The sequence below is a fragment of the Parasphingorhabdus sp. JC815 genome, from assembly GCF_040717415.1.
In the GTDB taxonomy this organism is placed as follows: Bacteria; Pseudomonadota; Alphaproteobacteria; order Sphingomonadales; family Sphingomonadaceae; genus Parasphingorhabdus.
In genome coordinates this window covers 91,455-110,003 of the sequence record NZ_JBFEFM010000003.1, presented here as the reverse complement: position 1 = coordinate 110,003, position 18,549 = coordinate 91,455, and the positions used below count along the sequence as shown (strand labels likewise).

Genomic DNA, 18,549 nt, shown 5'->3' with positions numbered 1-18,549 from the left:
TAACCATCAATATTTGTAAGGAAAAAGAAACATGGCGCAGGGATCAAGAAAAATTGATATCAGCCGGGTCGTTAACAATACAGTCGGAGTGATAAGCCGCAATCCTGTGGTTTTCCTTGGGCTATCGCTGTTGATTGTCGGCCTTCCCAATGCTGCCATGGAGTATATTCAGGGTAGTCCAGCTGCAATAGCAGGCTCGTTTTCCTCATCGGCTGCCATTCTTACAGGACTGATCGGCTTTTTCGTATTTCTGTTTCTTTCAATCGTTTTACAGGCGACATTGATTGTCGCCACTTTGAATGATTTAGCTAATAAGGAAATCAATCTGGGAGATTGTATCAATCAGGCGATCCGGAAGTTCCTGCCGCTGCTGGGGCTTGGACTGTTCTTTGGTTTGGGTATCAGTTTCGGCTTCATGCTGTTTATCGTGCCCGGGGTCATACTTTTTTTAATGTGGATTGTTGCAGCGCCGGTGATGATCGCAGAAAACCGAGGGATCATCGCTTCCTTGAAGCGCAGCGCCGCATTAACCTCCGGATCTAAAGGCATGATTTTTCTATTGGTAATAATATTTTTCATTGTAGCCATGATCATTAGCGCGATCAGCGCATCGCTAGGTTTTTTCAACGCCACAACTTCCATCATTTTCGCGTTGATCGCGAATATGATTACCGGAGCGCTACAAGGGGCTGGTACTGCTTCAATCTATGTTGATCTACGCACAGCCAAAGAAGGTACAGACAGCAGCACATTAGCCGAAGTTTTCGCCTGAATAATCGTTACTGAAAACAATGAAATAGCCAGCGGCTGTTAAACCGGATTTAAACTGCGTTCAAAACGCCATCTTGACCATAATTGCTCTGCCATACGCATGGTCGTGCGGAATTTTTTCGGATTTAGTCGGGTTAAACCTTCTCGATCTGCCAGCATTTTTTTGGACGATAATTGTGCAAAGCCCGATGTCTGCAAATTATCACAGGCAGCTATATGTGCTGCTATTTGTTCGAGCCTTTTCACCACCAGATGATTAACCCTGAAGCGGTCCCGCGAAAGCATTTCAAAACTGTGCGTTACAATTACAAACACAGGATGACCCTCTGCACTGGCATGATCCATAGCTGCTTCCATTTCAGCGGATGATAGAGCGCAAATTTGGGCCGGTCTTATCTTCTCAGGGCTGCTCATTATTCCGGCAACCGGTAGCTCAACTATGTCATGCTTTTGAATCGGAGCAATCTGGTCTTCAGAAATATCAATTTTACAATTAGTTATTGCAGAACAAGGCGTAAAGCTTGAATCCCAAATCAGGCCAGCATGGTGCAAGGCGCGAAGGCTATCATCATTTGCACCGAAATTTCCCGCCCGAAAGGCCGTTGGCCGCTGCGCGCCGGCATTGGTTAAAATATTGTTCGCTAGTGTTAATAACCGGATTTGATCGCCAATGTCGAAATCCGACAAATTGCGTCCCTGGCGATTTTCGACAGGAGAATGTTTGGCCCATTCTAACCATTCCGTATGTATATGAAGCTGGACCTCATGTCCGCGTTCAATAATCGGACCGACGATATCCGCGATGATCTGCTCACCATAAACCAGGGCTGGCATGGGATCGACGAAGAACACTCCCTTATGTCCATATTCGTCAAGGCATTCCATTTGATGGACAATCCCGAAATCACCTGCATCACAGCGACCCAATATCGAACTGTTGAAATTGTCTACAGGACTAAACCCTTGTTGATGTAAACCGGCGGAAAGCTCAGTATCAACAGTTAGCAATACATCTGTACCCCCATGATGTGTCACAAACAAACGCCCTCATTTTTCGAATGGAAAAAGTAACATAACGTAACATAAAAATTCTAAGGATTTCATTAATTGGAAAATAGGTTAGCGCAGTTCACTATCGCCCTAACGGATAAGCTAAATATTATTGCATGACCAAATATAACAGATGTTTCGTTCTGATAAGAATTTGTTGTGCCCGCTATTGGCGGGGATTTGCTATGTGATTTTCATTATCCAAATATTATCGGAACTTTCTAGTGCATCATTCAGCAACCACAACACCGCTAACCCATCTCCAACGACTTGAATCCGAGGCGATCCACATCATACGGGAGGTTGCGGCGGAGTCAGAAAATCCCGTGATGCTTTATTCTGTTGGCAAAGATAGCGCGGTGATGTTGCATCTTGCCAAAAAGGCATTTTTCCCTTCGCCGCCGCCATTTCCATTGTTACATGTTGACACAACCTGGAAATTTCAGGACATGTATAAGCTGCGTGAAAAAGCTGCCAATGATGCTGGTATGGAATTGCTGATCTACCAGAATCCCGAAGCCGTGGAGCGCGGTATCAACCCCTTTGATCATGGCGGACTCCATACAGATATGTGGAAGACCCAAGGGCTAAAGCAAGCGCTGGATAAATATGGTTTCGATGCCGCATTTGGCGGTGCACGGCGCGATGAAGAGAAAAGCCGGGCAAAAGAGCGGATTTTTTCTTTTCGTTCCGCCAATCACCGCTGGGATCCTAAAAACCAGCGGCCAGAACTCTGGAAACTCTATAATACGCGAAAATCCAAAGGCGAAAGCATACGGGTCTTTCCTTTGTCCAACTGGACCGAGCTTGATATCTGGCAATATATCCATCTTGAGAATATTGAAATCGTCCCGCTTTATTTCTCGGCACCGCGCCAGACTGTAGAACGCGACGGAATGCTCTTGATGGTGGATGATGATCGTTTCCGCTTTGAGGACGGTGAAAAACCGGTCGAGCGCTCCATCCGTTTCCGTACTCTGGGTTGCTATCCACTGACTGGCGCTGTTGAAAGCGAGGCAACCACCCTGCCCCAGATTATTCAGGAAATGCTCCTCACCACCACGTCGGAACGGCAAGGGCGGGCGATTGACCACGATCAGGCCGCTTCAATGGAGAAAAAGAAGCAGGAGGGATATTTCTGATGGATAATCCTGATATAATTTACAAAACCGACGCGCTGATTGCTTCGGATATTGATAGCTATCTTGAAACACACCAGCATAAAACCATGCTACGGTTCATTACCTGTGGTTCGGTGGATGACGGCAAATCGACGCTGATCGGGCGGTTGCTCTATGATTCCAAAATGATTTTCGAGGATCAGCTTGCCTCTCTGGAAGCCGACAGCAAAAAAGTTGGTACACAAGGCCAAGAGATTGATTTTGCGCTGCTGGTCGATGGTCTCGCTGCCGAGCGCGAACAGGGCATTACGATTGACGTCGCCTATCGTTTCTTTGCGACCGAGAAACGCAAGTTTATCGTCGCGGATACGCCGGGCCATGAACAATATACCCGCAATATGATAACCGGCGCATCCACCGCTGATCTTGCGATCATATTAATTGATGCGCGGCAGGGTATTTTAACGCAAACACGCCGCCACAGCTATCTGGCGCATCTTATCGGTATCAAACATCTTGTCGTTGCCGTGAACAAAATGGACCTCGTTGATTATGACGAAACGGTCTATAACCGGATCATTAGCGAATATGCCGCTTTTGCCAAGGAAATGGGCATAGAAGCCTTTACGCCTATTCCGATATCCGGGCTGGCCGGTGATAATATTACCAGCCAATCCAGCAATATGTCGTGGTATAAAGGCCCAAGCCTTATCGAACATCTGGAAAATGTCGAGGTAATGAATACCGCCAATCAGAGCGGCCCACTGCGTTTGACGGTGCAGTGGGTCAATCGTCCCAATCTCGATTTCCGGGGCTTTAGCGGTCAGATTGCCAGTGGAACAGTCAAGCCGGGCGATGAAGTGCGCGTCTTACCTTCTGGCAAAATATCGACAGTGAAACGCATTGTTACCATGGACGGAGATCTCGACAGGGCCGTAGCGGGTCAATCCGTAACGCTGGCCTTGAATGATGAAATTGATTGCTCGCGCGGAGATGTGATTGCCGCAGCCGATGCACCGCCGCAGGTGGCAGACCAATTTGAATCCACCATTGTCTGGATGGGTGAAGAAGAATTATTACCGGGCCGTAGCTACTGGATGAAAATCGGAGCTCAATTTGTCAGTGCGACGATCCAGCCACCCAAATATCAGGTCAATGTTAATAATATGGAACAGCTTGCAGCCAAAACGCTACAGCTTAATACTATTGGCGTTGCCGAAATTGCGACAGACCGACCGATTATTTTTGAACCTTATGCTGATAATCGTGATCTTGGTGGCTTTATCTTGATCGACAAAATCAGCAACGCGACAGTTGCTGCCGGTATGCTTCATTTCAGTTTGCGGCGCTCGCAAAATGTCCATTGGCAAAATATTGACATCGACCGCACTGCTCACGCCCTGCAAAAGCATCAGGAACCACGCGTGATATGGTTCACGGGCCTGTCAGGCTCAGGAAAATCGACTATCGCTAACATGGTCGAAAAACGTCTTTACGCGCTGGGCAAACACAGCTTCCTTCTGGACGGTGACAATGTTCGTCATGGGCTGAACAAAGACCTTGGTTTTACAGATGCCGACCGGGTAGAAAACATCCGCCGGATCGGCGAAGTGGCCCGGTTGATGGCTGATGCGGGGCTGATCGTGCTCACCGCCTTTATTTCGCCCTTCAGGGCAGAACGCCAACTTGTCCGGTCGATGCTGCCGGAAGGGGAATTCCTCGAGATATTTGTCGATACGCCACTGTCTGTCGCAGAAGAACGCGACGTGAAGGGACTGTATAAAAAGGCCCGGGCCGGAGAACTTAAAAACTTTACCGGTATCGATAGCGACTATGAGGCTCCCGAAAATGCAGATATACGCATAGACACAACCAAAATGAAACCGGATGAGGCCGCTGAATTGATCGTCGATAAAATCGTTGGCAGTTGGGCTTATACTATATGACCGATGCAGAACTCGCGGCAAAGCTCGCCAAGGACGCGGGCGCATTGCTGTTGGAATTGCGCCAAGAGTCGCCTTTGACTGGCAAGCAACTCGGTGATGCTGGCGATAAGGCAGCTAATGAGATGCTGGTTGCGGCGCTGCGTACTTTACGACCTGATGACGGGCTGCTTTCTGAAGAATGCAAAGATACGCTGGAACGGCTGAACAGCGACCGCGTCTGGATCATTGATCCGGTGGACGGAACCCGCGAATATAGCGAAGGACGTGATGACTGGGCAGTGCATGTTGCATTGTCAGTAAACGGGAAAGCCGCCGCTGGAGCGGTTGCTTTACCCGCGCTTGGTTTGACGTTGCGAAGCGATTTACCAATCACCCTGCCCGCCCATGCAAGCAAACCGCGCATGGTGGTCAGCCGTTCCCGCCCGCCGAGCGAAGCGCTCGCCATTGCAGAAATATTAGACGCGGACCTAATCCCAATGGGGTCAGCCGGTGCCAAAGCCATGGCGGTTGTTCGCGGAGAAGCCGATATTTACCTTCATTCGGGCGGCCAATATGAATGGGATAATTGTGCGCCGGTAGCAGTTGCACAGGCGCACGGACTGCATTGCTCACGCATGGATGGCAGCGCCCTGATCTATAACCAGAAGGATACATATTTACCGGACCTGCTGATTTGCCATGCACAGGATGCAGACAGGGTTCTGAAACTTGTAAACGGGCTTGCTACCCCCCTTGAACAAGGCAACCGATAGTCCTGGACTTGTCCCGGGCGGATAAATATTTTGCACGCCTTTTGCGCTTATGCAGATGCTGGTATTTTAAGCTTTACCATCGCTAAGTTCACTAAGTTCACACCAAGAAACAGTGTTTTACAGCCAATTTTTGATTTTTCAGAATATTTCCAACATTCTGTGAGCCACTGGTAACGGAGAAACATCCTGCCGCCGGTTCTCATACCGGGCGGAAATAAATATTCTTACTGAGAAGGAGCCGCACTGGGCGTATCATGAGCGCAGCTATGTAGGAAAGCGTTTTTACAAGCCAAACAACTTTGTCTTAGGTCAATCGTTCGCAGGTTTTAACTTTATGACACCTTTTCAACTTTTACATTATCCCGCTCATGTTCAAATTCCGGGACAAGCTCTTTAAGCAGTCTAACCGCTTCTTCCGAATTGCGGCATTTCTGGAATTCGTTTAACAGCTTCGCCAAACTATCTTGTCCCAGATGGCTTTCACGCGCCATCATGATGCGGTTATGAACAGTCGATTGCGGATCATTGCCGATGATCAACTCTTCATATAGTTTTTCGCCGGGACGCAACCCGATTTCCACGATTTCAATATCACCGTCTGGCGTAGATTTGTCTCGAATAGTCAGGCCCGACAGTTGAACCATGGTTTTGGCCAGATCCATGATGCGAACCGATTTACCCATATCCAGTACAAAAACCTCACCGCCTTTGGCCATGCCACCAGCCTGTATAACCAATTGCGCCGCTTCGGGAATCGTCATGAAATAACGTGTGACATCCTTATGTGTCAGCGTAATCGGTCCACCGGCCTGTATCTGTTGCCGGAACAGGGGCACTACCGAACCACTGGACCCCAGAACATTGCCAAAGCGCACCATGGAAAACCGGGTCTCGCTCTCCTCAGCCAGAGCTTGAACAATCTGTTCGGCACCGCGTTTGGTCGCCCCCATGACATTGGTCGGGCGCACTGCTTTATCTGTGCTGATCAGGATGAAATCACTGACCTTGGCAATATGGGCCGCATAGGCCATTTCATAAGTGCCTAATATATTATTTCTAATCCCTTCAACCGGATTAGCCTCAACCAGAGGAACATGTTTATAAGCCGCGGCGTGAAAAACGGTATCCGGGTGCCAAAAAGCGAACACTTCTGCCAAGCGATCTGCGTCTGCGACCGATCCCAGAACGGGTATAATCTCGATATTATCAATATTATGATCCGCCACATATTTCCGCAGCTCTGTTTCAATGGCGTAGAGCGAAAATTCCGACCGCTCGAATAAAATCAGCTTATGTGCTCCGAATTTAACAATTTGCCGGCACAGCTCACTGCCGATCGAACCGCCAGCGCCGGTGACCATAACGGTTTTGCCAACGATTGTCCGGCCCAAGAGCAATTCATTGGGCGCAACCGGTTCGCGGCCAAGCAAGTCCTCTATGTCCAATTCACGGATATCGTTAAACGATACTTTACCATCCATGATCTCTTTCATGTTCGGCAGGGTTTGGACATGAACCTTGAACTGTTGAATTTGATCAACAATCGCCCGTCGTTTTTTACGAGAGATATTCGGAAGCGCCAGCAAAATGTCGGAGACTCCATGTTTATGGATGACTTCCTCTAAATTGCCGCTCCAGAAAACCTTGTCACCATCCAGTTTTTGACCATCCAGCCGCCGGTCATCGTCAATATAGCCGCGCAATGCCATTGCGGGCTCAGACCGCATGGATGCGGCCAATTGCTGTCCGGCGTTGCCAGCACCATATATCAGGACCGATTTGACCGGCCCGCCAAAGCGGCTCCGCCCTAACAGATCGATCATTAAATAGCGGGCCATCACACGCGAAAAACCAACCATAATAAAGAAAATTATTGGTTGGAGAATACCGATTGTCCTTGGGACTCCCGCAATCCCGATGATCGAGAACAGAACAACCATCGGAACAGTATAGAAGATGAACGCCCTGACCAGGGTCTTCATCATGCCAGAACCGGCATAACGAAAAATCGCATTGTAGACACCGACAAAATAAAACACCGGTATCATCGTCAACAAAGCAGCAAGGACGATTTTCTGGATCGCCAGGTCCCAATAAATCCAGACACCGATACGCAAAGAATAAGCTATCCAGATGGACTGGATACAAATGACCATATCCAGCATCAGCACGATAGCCTGCTTTTGTCGGCGCGAGAGATTCGCTATGCGTTCCAAAATCGTAGTAATAACAGCGATCATGGTTTCGGCTTTTCCAAATTCTGTATTAATATTTATTGAACTACTCTCTTTTCTAACCAGTGGACCGTAACCGGGCAACTACAACAGAACCAATGATATAATGACGCAAAGCTAACCAGACGTGATAATTTATTTGAAATGGCAAAAGCTTTTTAACTTTAGCCGTGCACTACCAGATTATAAGAAGACAAAAGTTTAAATCTTCTATCAAAAAAAGATGGAATGCACTGCATGGGAGTTGGAACACATTAGCTTGCTTGACCGGAAAACGGGATCAGGCCAGAGAGACAGCGACGCAGGGCTGCGTCATCCTATTGATAATATTCAGCCAAAAGGACAATTATGAAAATTGCTATGATCGGTTCCGGCTATGTCGGCTTGGTTTCTGGCGCTTGCTTCGCTGATTTTGGTCACGAAGTTATTTGTGTTGATAAAGATCCGGTCAGAATAGAGCAGCTTAACAAGAATATTATGCCCATTTTCGAACCCGGCCTTGCTGGCTTGGTTGAGCGTAATGTCAATGGAGGTCGGCTGTCGTTTTCCGGCGATCTGACACAATCGGTAAAAGATTGTGATGCGGTATTTATCGCGGTCGGCACACCTTCACGGCGCGGCGATGGTCATGCCGACCTAAGTTATGTTCATGCCGCCACCGAAGAAATTGCCGATGCCATCAACAAACCGACCGTAGTCGTGACGAAATCCACAGTTCCCGTGGGCACAGGTGATGAAGTCGAGCTGATATTATCGAAAAAGCTGGACGCTGACCAATTTGCTGTGGTTTCCAACCCCGAGTTCTTACGGGAAGGCGCTGCTATAAATGATTTCAAACGGCCCGACCGCATTGTGATCGGTGCTGAAACCGAGTGGGCCAAAGAGGTGATGAGCGAGATTTACCGGCCACTGTTTTTGAATGAATCACCCATATTATTTACCGGCCGCCGCACAGCAGAGCTAATTAAATATGCCGCCAATGCGTTTTTGGCGACCAAGATCACGTTCATTAACGAAATTGCAGATCTGTGCGAAAAAGTGGGCGCAGACGTTCAAGAAGTTTCGCGCGGCATCGGACTGGACAACCGGATCGGGTCGAAGTTCTTGCATGCCGGCCCCGGTTACGGTGGTAGCTGCTTCCCCAAGGACACATTGGCCTTGATGAAAACCGCCCAGGACAATGAAAGCCCTATACGGATTGTGGAAGCGGTTGTGCAGGTTAATGACCAACGCAAAAGAGCCATGGGGCGCAAGGTCATACAGGCATTGGGAGGCGATGCCCGCAATAAGAAAGTAGCGATACTGGGTCTTACATTCAAACCCAATACAGATGACATGCGCGATGCTCCGTCCATAGCGATAGTACAAACTTTGATTGATGCGGGAGCATCGGTCAGTGCTTATGACCCCGAAGGCATGGAAATTGCGGCAGAAATAATGCCCGACGTTAGGATGATGAATAGCAGCTATGACGCCGCTAAAGATGCAGATGCCGTGGTTATTGTAACTGAATGGAACGTGTTTCGGGCCCTTGATCTCGACAAGCTATCCTCATCCATGGCCGGTAAAGCGCTGGTGGACTTGCGTAATATATATCATCCTGACGATGTCGCCAAAAGCGGGTTGGAATATACGAGTATTGGCCGAGGCTAATATCAGTGGCAGGAACATGAAACTAAGACAGAGGAAAGTTCCAAAACCATGGGGGCAATCGACCCTGCCCGAAGTCTTTGGCGGTGTGCAAAAGGAGAAAATCGGCGAAATCTGGTTTTCGGCGTCCAAAGCTATTACGCCTGCATTATTGGTCAAATATTTATTCACCACTGAAAAACTTTCGATTCAGGTTCACCCCAATGAGCGTCAAGCACGCCGGCAAGGCTTTTCCCATGGAAAAGAGGAGTGTTGGTACATATTGGATGCCGAGCCGGATGCAGTCATCGGCATCGGCCTGACCAAGCCGGTGAGCACAACAAAGTTACATGCTGCTGTTGTTTGCGACCAAATTGAAGAGCTTGTCGATTGGAAACCTGTTAAACAGGGTGATGTTTTTTATATTCCCGCTGGTACAATTCACGCGATTGGTTCGGGAATACAGCTTATCGAGGTGCAGCAAAACTCTGATATAACCTATCGCCTCTACGATTATGGCAGAGCGCGCGATTTACATCTGGACGATGCCTTAGCAATAGCGACCCCCTCGCCCTATGATATGAAAAACCATCTTGAAATAGCGCCGGACCAATCAGCAAAATTGGTGGACGGCCCGTATTTCCGGCTATTTCAGATCATGGCTGATGATCATGATATATTAAGCGGCACTGCCGCAGGGGAATGGCATGTATTGCCGCTGGAAGGACAAGTGACAGTCAGGGGCAAAACCATTCGCGCCGGAGAATGCGGACTTTGTACCAAGGCTTCGGAAATTGATTTATCCGGCAATATCAAAGCCCTGATCGCATGTACCGTGAAATGAGTCAGTCCATATGAAACATCCTGACCTCATAACCCCTGTGATCCTGTCGGGTGGATCTGGAACACGTCTATGGCCTGTCTCCACCGAAGAGCGGCCCAAACAGTTTCTGAACCTCCTCGGCCCCCGCAGCATGTTCCAGATGACGTTGGAAAGATGTCAGGCACCGGACCTGTTCGACCTGCCAATCATTGTTGGCGGGACAAGACATGCAGCGCTAGCCAATGAACAGATAGCAGAAATGGATGTCCAAGTGGCAGCGCATATTCTGGAACCCTGCGCCAGAAACACCGCTCCGGCCATCGCATTGGCTGCCCTTGCGTGCGTAGACCCGCAAAAGGTGATGCTGGTTATGCCCAGCGACCATATGATCAAAAATATATCGGCTTTTCAGGATGCTGTACAACGATCACTGCCGTTGGCCAAAGCGGGCTGGCTCGTGACCTTTGGCATAGCGCCAAGCGGCCCTGAAACCGGATATGGCTATATTCAACAAGGTGAAGCTATTAAGAACAGTAGCAGTTTTGCCGCGCAACGATTTGTCGAAAAACCCAATCGTAAGAATGCCGAAAAAATGCTGAATGACGGCGGTTATCACTGGAATGCCGGTATTTTCCTCATGAGAGCGGATAGCTATTTGCACGCTTTGGGCACACATGCTCCTGATATGCTCACAGCGGCTCAAAATGCGATGGAGCAGGCTCAGAGGGATGTCCTAATGATTACACCTGATGCAGCCAGCTTTTCTCTCTCTCCGTCAGAGTCTATTGATTATGCAGTGATGGAAAAAGCCGGTCAGGTCGCTGTTACGCCGGTTGATCCCGGCTGGTCAGATGTCGGCAGCTGGGACGCCTTGTTCGAGATCAGCAAGCCCGATGATCAATCCAACGTCATCACCGGCGATGTCATGGCCATTGATGCTACGGACAACCTTATACACGCCGACGGATATGAGGTCGCGGCGCTAGGTGTCAATGATTTGATTATTATCGCCAGCGGTAACAAAATCATGGTAATGCCGCGGGGGCGATCACAAGATGTCAAAACGATCGTTAGCGAACAACAGCACAAAGAATAAACTGCCGCTTCCCGCCTATGACAAGGCAATACGCCTTTTCTGCTCCGGTTGCGGGGCCGGCTTCCCTATAATCCACCTAGGCCAGAAACGCGCAATAAACGTCAGAACCGTTGGAAGTAGCATCGTGTTCCACATATCGCGATAAGCCTCTGCCTGAAAATACAGAATTGAGGCTTCGCTCTCACCAACATTTTGATAATCAAGATATTCGTTAATCGTGGCTATGACAAGAACTGCAAACCATGGCCAGATACTCCCCATCCCCCGACGAAAGAACAGGGCGCAAAAAAGCTGAATAGCCAGCGCGCAATATATATGCAGCGCATCGCGGTCGAGACCCGTCGTGCTTTCCAGCCATATTTTGATTTCTATCCATTCCATAGGAACCAATTGGCGCAGCAATTCATAACCGTCAATGAACAACCGGTCGTTATTGCTGTTATCTCATTTTCAGGTCGCAGTTCAGGTGCCAGAAACACCCCTCACTCATGTCTTGGATATGCCGGACAATATGAGAGAGCAGAGATGTGACGCTTAATTAAGCAGATAAACGCCCGGCTTCGTCCCTTGGCTTAAACAACATGAAAACAGAAAGTGTAAAAATCGCAATCGGATAGGGATAATAGCCAAAATTATCATATACTGCATAAAGACAACCACCGGAGAAGAATACGAACGCTGCCAGTTGATGAGGACGGTGTACTTCCAGCCGATAGGATTGCAAGAATCGCGATGTACCATATAAAATCGACAATATGCCTACCACACCTACCGAGAATAAGAGTTGTAGCAGAAAACTATGTGGCCCTTTAAAACCAAGTGTTTCTTTTGGCCCCATCTTCTGAAACTGGTCAATGCCATGACCTACGACTGGATGATTGAGGGATATTTCGGCAGTATGTTTCCAAAGTGTGGTTCGCCCACTCCCTCCGCGTTCAATCATTTCAGCCGGTTGTCCACGCGAAATGATACGGTCTATTCCATATTGCACATGGGGTACCGAAGCGTAGATATTAATCAAAATCGCCACAGCAGCGCTGGCTATGCAATATTTAACAATGGATTTTCGATATGTCGGCGCGAATATTATCGAACATATCGCGCCAAAAATAATTGCCACCAACGACCCTCTGGTTCCTGTCCATAGAGTCATTGTTAATCCGAAGGCACCAAAGAACAATGCAAGTGCAAACGATTTTGCCCCGGGCGTTTTAATGAGCGCAAATCCCGCTGCGAAAACAGATAACCAGAAAAATCCGGCCCACCTGATATTCGTGACACCCGGAACACGATCAATCCAATCTTCAGTGGTGGGTGGGAAAATCAAGAAATCTATCGCCCAAAGTGCTGTGTAAACAACAACTGAAACCCCAAGAATAATCCAAAAATAATTCTGCGTTCGCTCAGCGACATATTTAGCATTTTTGAACAGGCTAATTGTAAATAGGACATGTATCAATATCGCTAAAAACCCAAGTATAAACAATGACTTGACTGAAGAAACATAGAATAAGGAATAGGTGCTAGCCAATATAAATACTGACCCGACAATTTTGTCATTCAGGTCAAGTTTTTTAACAAAATCCGATATCAGGTTTTCATTCTTGAGTAATACTATGAACACAAAAAGCTCAACCAGAATTACTGCTAAAGAATTACCCGCTATGAGTTTGCGATAGTCACTCTCTATCGGGCCAAAATCCCAAGGCAGAAAAACCGCCAATATGGGAGTTAGAGCCATGAGCCCAAAAACAGCTAGCCCGCGTGAAACCGATAAATCATTATCTGACTTATATTCGCTCATCGTTAAGGACTTCACGTGATATACTCCACGAATATAGATCAATAGCCGTAAGCCCGTATGAGCTAGCTTTATGGTTAACGGCAGGTTATTGAAATTTTCTTAAAAAAACCGCTTCATTCTAACTTGGGAATTCTCGTTCCTAAAATATTGGCCTAAAATATTGGCCTAAAATATTGGCTTAAAATATCGGACCGAAATATTTGGTTAGTCTTGATAGAACCTATGGCACTGTTATGAGGAAAACATGACCAACTCATCCTTCCGTCCGCGCCGCTCTTGTCTATATATGCCTGCTTCCAACACACGCGCTTTGGAGAAGGCGAAGACGTTGCCGGCCGACACGATATTATTCGATCTTGAAGATGCGGTTGCACCCGATGTTAAGGATAAAGCCCGGGACCAAGCCGTTGAGGCGGTGAATAGCGGCGGCTATCCCAAACGGGAATTGGTCGTAAGGGTGAATGCAACCGATACCCCGTGGTTTACCCGCGATATGGAAAGCATTTGTGCCAGCAAAGCCGATGCCGTTCTGGTCCCCAAAATTCGCAGCGCCGCCGATATTACCGAAATCAGCACCATCATTGATCGTGGGAATAACGGCGGCCACATACAGCTTTGGGCGATGATTGAAATGCCTTTGGCTATTTTGAATATTGCCGAAATTGCCAAAGCTGCAACCTCGACCCGGTTAACGACTTTCATCATGGGTTTTAACGACCTCGCCAAGGAAATGCACGCGGAACAGGATCGGGCATTGTTTATCCCCGCCATCGCTCAAACCATCATGGCCGGGCGGGCATATGGACTGAATATATTGGACAGCGTCTATAATGACTTTAACGATCCGGTGGGGTTCGAGCAGGAATGTCGTCAGGCCAAGGCTTTTGGTTTTGATGGAAAAACACTGATACATCCGGCCCAGATTGATATTGCAAACCGTGAATTTGCTCCGGATGAAGATAAGATTGCTGAAGCCGAAGCGATTATTGCTGCTTTCAAGGAACCTGAAAATGCAGGCAAAGGAGCTATTACCGTTAACGGGAAGATGACAGAGTTGCTCCACCTACATCAGGCGGAACAGACGATAGCGATGGCACAAGCCATAAAATCTGCATCCGGATAGTTTGATCAACCTCGACAAACTCCAAAAACATAGCTTAAGTAGTTAATTGAAACCAAATGTCATAAGCGCAATAGACGCTTTGGAGGAGAGAAGTCATGGAAGCATTGGAAGCCGCCGCCGGGGAAGTGAGCAAAGACGATATAATGAGCGCGTTTCAGGCGCAGCGGGATGCTTTTCATGCCGAGCTACCCGTAAGCTATGAAACCCGGATGGATCGGATCAATCGCACCGCGCAAATGATTATCGATCACAAGGACGCTCTTTGCGAAGCTGTTTCCAATGATTTTGGCCATCGTAGCTCTGTCCAGACGGTGATGACCGACCTGATGTCGGTGGTTGGCCATGCAAAAGATCATAAAAAGAACCTGAAAAAATGGATGCGACCGGAGAAGCGCAAGACAGATTTCCCGCTCGGCCTGCTGGGTGCCAGCGCGGCTGTAGAATATCAGCCCAAGGGTGTCGTCGGTGTCATCTCACCGTGGAACTTTCCGATCAATCTGGCTTTCGATCCGGCAATCGGAGCCTTTGGTGCCGGGAACCGCGTGATGATAAAATTTTCCGAATTCTGTCCGGAAACCGGAGAGCTGGTGAAAAAGCTGGTATCGGAATATTTTGCGCCGGAAGAAATGCTGGTTATCACCGGTGGCCCGGAAACTGGCAAATCATTCTCTGAAATACCATGGGACCATCTGATCTTTACCGGAGGTGGCGGAATTGCCCGTCATGTCATGGCGGCTGCCGCACAAAATCTGACACCGGTAACGCTGGAACTGGGCGGCAAGTCGCCAACGATTATCGGTCCTGATGCGGATGTGCAAAAAGCGGCCCAGCGTATCACCATGGGTAAAATGATGAATGCCGGACAAATATGTCTGGCGCCCGATTATCTGATGGTGCCGCAAGATAAAGAGGATGCTGTTGTCGAAGGCATTGCAGATAATGTAGCGCAGCAATATCCGACTTTGATTACCAATGACGATTATACCTCAGTGATCAACGCCCGTCACCGCGAGCGCTTACAGGGTCTGATCGACGATGCCATAGCCAAGGGCGCAAAACCCACCGAAGTAAATCCCGCTAATGAGGATTTTGCCAATACCAACAGCAATAAAATGCCCTTGACGATGCTGCAAAATGTCAATGATGACATGCGGGTGATGCAGGAAGAGATTTTCGGCCCGATATTGCCGATCAAGACCTATCGCAATCTTGACGAGGTTGTTGATTATGTGAACGACCATGACCGTCCACTAGGACTATATTATTTTGGCGAAGCGGAGAAAGACAAACGCAAAGTGCTCGACCGGACAATTTCCGGCGGCGTCACGTTAAATGACGTAATTTTCCATATCGCACAGCATGATCTTCCGTTTGGCGGCGTCGGTCCTTCTGGCATGGGTGCTTATACCGGGCCGGACGGCTTCAAGGAGTTTAGCCATGCCAAAGCGGTGTATCGTCAACCCAAAATGAACATAGCCAAAATTGCTGGTTTCCTGCCTCCCTATGGCGAGGGTACAGAAAAGACCATGAAACAGCAGATGAAACTTTAATATCAGGGTGCAATGGCAAATTTTCCTTTAGCAGGGCTAAAAGTCCTGGATTTCACGCGCGTGGTGTCAGGGCCTTATGCCACACGTATATTATCCGACCTGGGTGCAGAGGTTTTGAAGGTGGAACCACCGGAAGGTGATGTCACCCGCAAATTATACAAGCGCGAGAGCGGGGTCAGCGGATATTATCTCCAGATGAATATCGGCAAACAGAATATCTGCGTTGACCTGAAAGCTGACGGAGCCACGGAGCTCATTAAAAAACTGGCAAGCAAAGCGGACATCGTCATAGAGAATTTCCGCCCCGGAATTATGGATAAATTCGGCATTGGCTGGGATGATTTGTCGCAGGTTAACCCGCGTCTCATCATGTTGTCTATCTCCGGTTATGGCCAGACAGGTCCAGAACGAGAAAAGGCAGCCTATGCGCCAGTCGTGCACGCCGAAACAGGTTTGCTCGCTCGTCAGGTAGAAATGAACGGCGCTTATCCTACGGACATGCAATTTGCCATGGCCGACAGTTACAGCTCGCTCCACGCCATTATCGCCATCCTGTCCGCATTACGCACACGCGATCAAAGCGGAGAAGGGCAATATATCGATCTTGCGATGCTTAATGCGCTACATTCATCCGATGATTATGCCCATCTTGCGCTTGACAATGGCTGGCCCAAAGCACCTGAAAATCTTGTATGGGATGCGCCGGAACACCGCCGGATAATGATAACCGGCGATTTGAAATGGTTATGGATAGTCTTTTCTACCAAAGACGGCTTGTCGGATCCCGCGCCGCAAGGGGCGGATATACCAACCAAAGCACGGTTGAGGCGCGAGGCGATGGAAAAACATATCCTGTCTTACGAGAGCTTTGATGCGCTGACAGCCGCGCTTGACCGGCTCAATCTGGCTTGGGGGGAAGTGAAACCTTTTGGTCCTGATATCTATGAAGAACCGGCTATAAAAACGCTCGGCACTATAGTCGATGTAACTGACGACGCAGGCAATGCACGCAGAACGGTGCAGTCGCCTTACCGCTTTTCGAACTCCAGAAGTGGAATTGACAGCGATACCAAAACGGCAAGACGCGGCGAAAATAATGTTGCCGCGTTGCAAAGCTGGCTGGGTCTGACCGATGAGGAAATTTCCCACCTGTCAGACTCCAAAGTGTTGCTTAGTGATTAAGCGTCCGCTTTTCGAGCTTGACGACGCTTGAAAGATTTTGCGCCGTTGTTCCAATGTTTAGGACCATCGCCGCTACCTTTTGATCCCGGACCACCACGGCCACTACCACCGGGACGGCCTTTGCGGGCGCTATGTTTATTTTTTGGCGGACCGCCGCGTGTTGGTTTTGCGCCATATTTCTTTGGCTTCTGCCCATAAATACGCGGTGCGACTTCCTCACGCGGGGGTTCATCATAGCCTTCAGGCAAAGCGATCACTTCGGGTTTTACGCCGGTAAGTTTCACAACATCGCGCAGAAACTGTCGTTCATCGGGTGCTACTAGAGAATAGGACATACCCGAAGCTCCGGCACGGGCCGTCCGGCCAATACGGTGCACATATTGCTCGGATACATTGGGCATGTCGAAATTGATGACATGGGTAATGCCGTCAACATCAATCCCCCGTGCCGCAATATCAGTCGCAACCAATATGTTAATCTTGCCCTTGCGGAAATCACCCAAAGCACGTTCACGTTGCGGCTGGCTTTTATTGCCATGGATCGCCGCGCTATGAATACCAACAGCCATCAGGTTTTTGACAACCTTGTCCGCGCCATGTTTGGTCTGGGTAAAGACCAGCATGTGATCGGGATTTTCCTTGGTGATAAAATCTTTCAACAGGCGCTGTTTATCATCTTGATTGATATAGGTCACATGCTGGTCAACCCGCTCAGCCGTAGAGGATTGCGGGGCCACTGAAACCTGCACCGGATTGGTAAGAAATTGGTCGGCCAGCTGCGAAATAGTTTTGGGCATGGTTGCCGAGAAGAACAGGCTCTGACGCTTTTTAGGCAACAAGGGCACAATTTTTTTCAGCGGCACGATAAAACCAAGGTCCAGCATCTGGTCTGCTTCGTCGAGCACAAGTATCTCGACCTTGGAAAGGTTGAGATAGCGTTGGTCTACCAGATCAAGCAAACGGCCCGGTGTAGCCACCAGCACATCGACACCGCGTTCCAATATTCGTTTCTGCCGGTTAATCGGAACACCGCCAAAGGCTGAGGTAACATACATGCCAAGCCCTTTGGAATAGCCGGTCATATTGTCAGCGATTTGCCGTGCCAGTTCCCGCGTCGGGGCAAGCACCAGCATCCGGCATTCAAAACGGCCTGCCTTGCGCTTGTTTTTCAGCAAGTGATGAATGGAGGGGAGAGAGAAAGCAGCGGTTTTACCCGTTCCGGTTTGCGCGATGCCCAAAATGTCCTTGCCTTCCAGTGCTGGCGGAATGGCTTGCTGCTGAATGGGGGATGGTGTCGTATAACCTTCTTTGGTCACGCGCGTCAGAATTGGTTCCGCTAATGCGAAATCAGAAAATTTAGTCAGAAATAATACCTTAAAAAATAGCAGCAAACGATACTGCATAGCATCATTGCCATGCGCGTGTCCGCCGTCGGTTAAGACGACCCGCGTGATCAGGCTGCCGAGAA

Annotated in this window: 15 protein-coding genes; 10 read left to right on the top strand and 5 right to left on the bottom strand. The window is 48.7% G+C overall.

Going from position 1 to position 18,549, the window contains the following annotated elements; all coding sequences use genetic code 11:
- Nucleotides 1–31 precede the first annotated feature (31 nt).
- Complete coding sequence (locus tag AB1K62_RS08640; RefSeq protein ID WP_367002973.1) at nt 32–772, top strand: hypothetical protein; 741 nt, start codon at nt 32–34, stop codon at nt 770–772.
- 38 nt (nt 773–810) lie between these two features.
- Here AB1K62_RS08640 and AB1K62_RS08635 read toward each other — a convergent pair whose 3' ends face one another.
- Complete coding sequence (locus AB1K62_RS08635) at nt 811–1,806, bottom strand: hypothetical protein (protein WP_367002971.1); 996 nt, start codon at nt 1,804–1,806, stop codon at nt 811–813.
- A gap of 239 nt (nt 1,807–2,045) precedes the next feature.
- Between AB1K62_RS08635 and cysD the strand changes: the two genes are divergently transcribed.
- From cysD to AB1K62_RS08620, 3 genes are read left to right on the top strand one after another with little or no spacing between them, the layout of a single operon-like run.
- A complete protein-coding gene (gene cysD / locus AB1K62_RS08630) occupies nt 2,046–2,963 on the top strand; it encodes a sulfate adenylyltransferase subunit CysD (protein WP_367002969.1) in 918 nt (305 codons plus the stop codon).
- The gene (gene cysN, locus AB1K62_RS08625) at nt 2,963–4,888 is read left to right on the top strand and encodes a sulfate adenylyltransferase subunit CysN (RefSeq protein ID WP_367002967.1); all 1,926 of its coding nucleotides are present in this window, start codon (nt 2,963–2,965) and stop codon (nt 4,886–4,888) included. Before cysD ends, cysN begins: the two co-directional genes overlap by 1 nt.
- A complete protein-coding gene (locus AB1K62_RS08620; RefSeq protein WP_367002966.1) occupies nt 4,885–5,640 on the top strand; it encodes a 3'(2'),5'-bisphosphate nucleotidase CysQ in 756 nt (251 codons plus the stop codon). The genes cysN and AB1K62_RS08620 overlap by 4 nt, the downstream gene beginning before the upstream one ends.
- A 332-nt stretch (nt 5,641–5,972) precedes the next feature.
- Here the strand turns inward: AB1K62_RS08620 and AB1K62_RS08615 are convergent, their stop codons facing one another.
- On the bottom strand, nt 5,973–7,880 hold the full coding sequence (locus AB1K62_RS08615; RefSeq protein ID WP_367002963.1) for a nucleoside-diphosphate sugar epimerase/dehydratase: 1,908 nt from the start codon (nt 7,878–7,880) through the stop codon (nt 5,973–5,975).
- Nucleotides 7,881–8,222: 342 nt separating this feature from the next.
- Here AB1K62_RS08615 and AB1K62_RS08610 point away from each other — a divergent pair, with 342 nt between their 5' ends.
- From AB1K62_RS08610 to AB1K62_RS08600, 3 genes are read left to right on the top strand one after another with little or no spacing between them, the layout of a single operon-like run.
- Complete coding sequence (locus AB1K62_RS08610; protein ID WP_367002961.1) at nt 8,223–9,527, top strand: UDP-glucose/GDP-mannose dehydrogenase family protein; 1,305 nt, start codon at nt 8,223–8,225, stop codon at nt 9,525–9,527.
- A gap of 16 nt (nt 9,528–9,543) precedes the next feature.
- On the top strand, nt 9,544–10,347 hold the full coding sequence (locus tag AB1K62_RS08605) for a class I mannose-6-phosphate isomerase (protein WP_367002960.1): 804 nt from the start codon (nt 9,544–9,546) through the stop codon (nt 10,345–10,347).
- Between the two features lie 10 nt (nt 10,348–10,357).
- The gene (locus tag AB1K62_RS08600; protein ID WP_367002959.1) at nt 10,358–11,422 is read left to right on the top strand and encodes a mannose-1-phosphate guanylyltransferase/mannose-6-phosphate isomerase; all 1,065 of its coding nucleotides are present in this window, start codon (nt 10,358–10,360) and stop codon (nt 11,420–11,422) included.
- 15 nt (nt 11,423–11,437) lie between these two features.
- On the opposite strand, the gene AB1K62_RS08595 is transcribed toward AB1K62_RS08600, so the two are convergent.
- Together AB1K62_RS08595 and AB1K62_RS08590 are read right to left on the bottom strand one after the other, a co-directional pair.
- Complete coding sequence (locus tag AB1K62_RS08595) at nt 11,438–11,845, bottom strand: hypothetical protein (protein WP_367002957.1); 408 nt, start codon at nt 11,843–11,845, stop codon at nt 11,438–11,440.
- Between the two features lie 115 nt (nt 11,846–11,960).
- A complete protein-coding gene (locus AB1K62_RS08590; RefSeq protein WP_367002956.1) occupies nt 11,961–13,226 on the bottom strand; it encodes an O-antigen ligase family protein in 1,266 nt (421 codons plus the stop codon).
- A gap of 244 nt (nt 13,227–13,470) precedes the next feature.
- Between AB1K62_RS08590 and AB1K62_RS08585 the strand changes: the two genes are divergently transcribed.
- The 3 genes from AB1K62_RS08585 (at nt 13,471) to AB1K62_RS08575 (ending at nt 17,081) form a co-directional block, all read left to right on the top strand.
- Nucleotides 13,471–14,349: a CoA ester lyase gene (locus tag AB1K62_RS08585; protein WP_367002955.1), complete on the top strand. Its 879-nt coding sequence runs from the start codon at nt 13,471–13,473 to the stop codon at nt 14,347–14,349.
- 95 nt (nt 14,350–14,444) lie between these two features.
- Nucleotides 14,445–15,899, top strand: coding sequence for a coniferyl aldehyde dehydrogenase (locus AB1K62_RS08580; protein ID WP_367002954.1), 1,455 nt, complete (start codon nt 14,445–14,447; stop codon nt 15,897–15,899).
- Nucleotides 15,900–15,911: 12 nt separating this feature from the next.
- Nucleotides 15,912–17,081, top strand: a complete 1,170-nt coding sequence (locus AB1K62_RS08575; protein WP_367002953.1) for a CaiB/BaiF CoA-transferase family protein — start codon at nt 15,912–15,914, stop codon at nt 17,079–17,081.
- On the opposite strand, the gene AB1K62_RS08570 is transcribed toward AB1K62_RS08575, so the two are convergent.
- Nucleotides 17,078–18,484, bottom strand: coding sequence for a DEAD/DEAH box helicase (locus AB1K62_RS08570; RefSeq protein ID WP_367002952.1), 1,407 nt, complete (start codon nt 18,482–18,484; stop codon nt 17,078–17,080). The genes AB1K62_RS08575 and AB1K62_RS08570 overlap by 4 nt on opposite strands.
- Nucleotides 18,485–18,549 lie beyond the last annotated feature (65 nt).

Coding starts and splice junctions, on each gene's coding strand:
- AB1K62_RS08640 (WP_367002973.1), top strand. CDS start 32: ATGGCGCAGGGATCAAGAAAAATTGATATCAGCCGGGTCGTTAACAAT.
- cysN (WP_367002967.1), top strand. CDS start 2,963: ATGGATAATCCTGATATAATTTACAAAACCGACGCGCTGATTGCTTCG.
- AB1K62_RS08620 (WP_367002966.1), top strand. CDS start 4,885: ATGACCGATGCAGAACTCGCGGCAAAGCTCGCCAAGGACGCGGGCGCA.
- AB1K62_RS08615 (WP_367002963.1), bottom strand. CDS start 7,880: ATGATCGCTGTTATTACTACGATTTTGGAACGCATAGCGAATCTCTCG.
- AB1K62_RS08610 (WP_367002961.1), top strand. CDS start 8,223: ATGAAAATTGCTATGATCGGTTCCGGCTATGTCGGCTTGGTTTCTGGC.
- AB1K62_RS08605 (WP_367002960.1), top strand. CDS start 9,544: ATGAAACTAAGACAGAGGAAAGTTCCAAAACCATGGGGGCAATCGACC.
- AB1K62_RS08600 (WP_367002959.1), top strand. CDS start 10,358: ATGAAACATCCTGACCTCATAACCCCTGTGATCCTGTCGGGTGGATCT.
- AB1K62_RS08590 (WP_367002956.1), bottom strand. CDS start 13,226: ATGAGCGAATATAAGTCAGATAATGATTTATCGGTTTCACGCGGGCTA.
- AB1K62_RS08585 (WP_367002955.1), top strand. CDS start 13,471: ATGACCAACTCATCCTTCCGTCCGCGCCGCTCTTGTCTATATATGCCT.
- AB1K62_RS08580 (WP_367002954.1), top strand. CDS start 14,445: ATGGAAGCATTGGAAGCCGCCGCCGGGGAAGTGAGCAAAGACGATATA.
- AB1K62_RS08575 (WP_367002953.1), top strand. CDS start 15,912: ATGGCAAATTTTCCTTTAGCAGGGCTAAAAGTCCTGGATTTCACGCGC.
- AB1K62_RS08570 (WP_367002952.1), bottom strand. CDS start 18,484: ATGCAGTATCGTTTGCTGCTATTTTTTAAGGTATTATTTCTGACTAAA.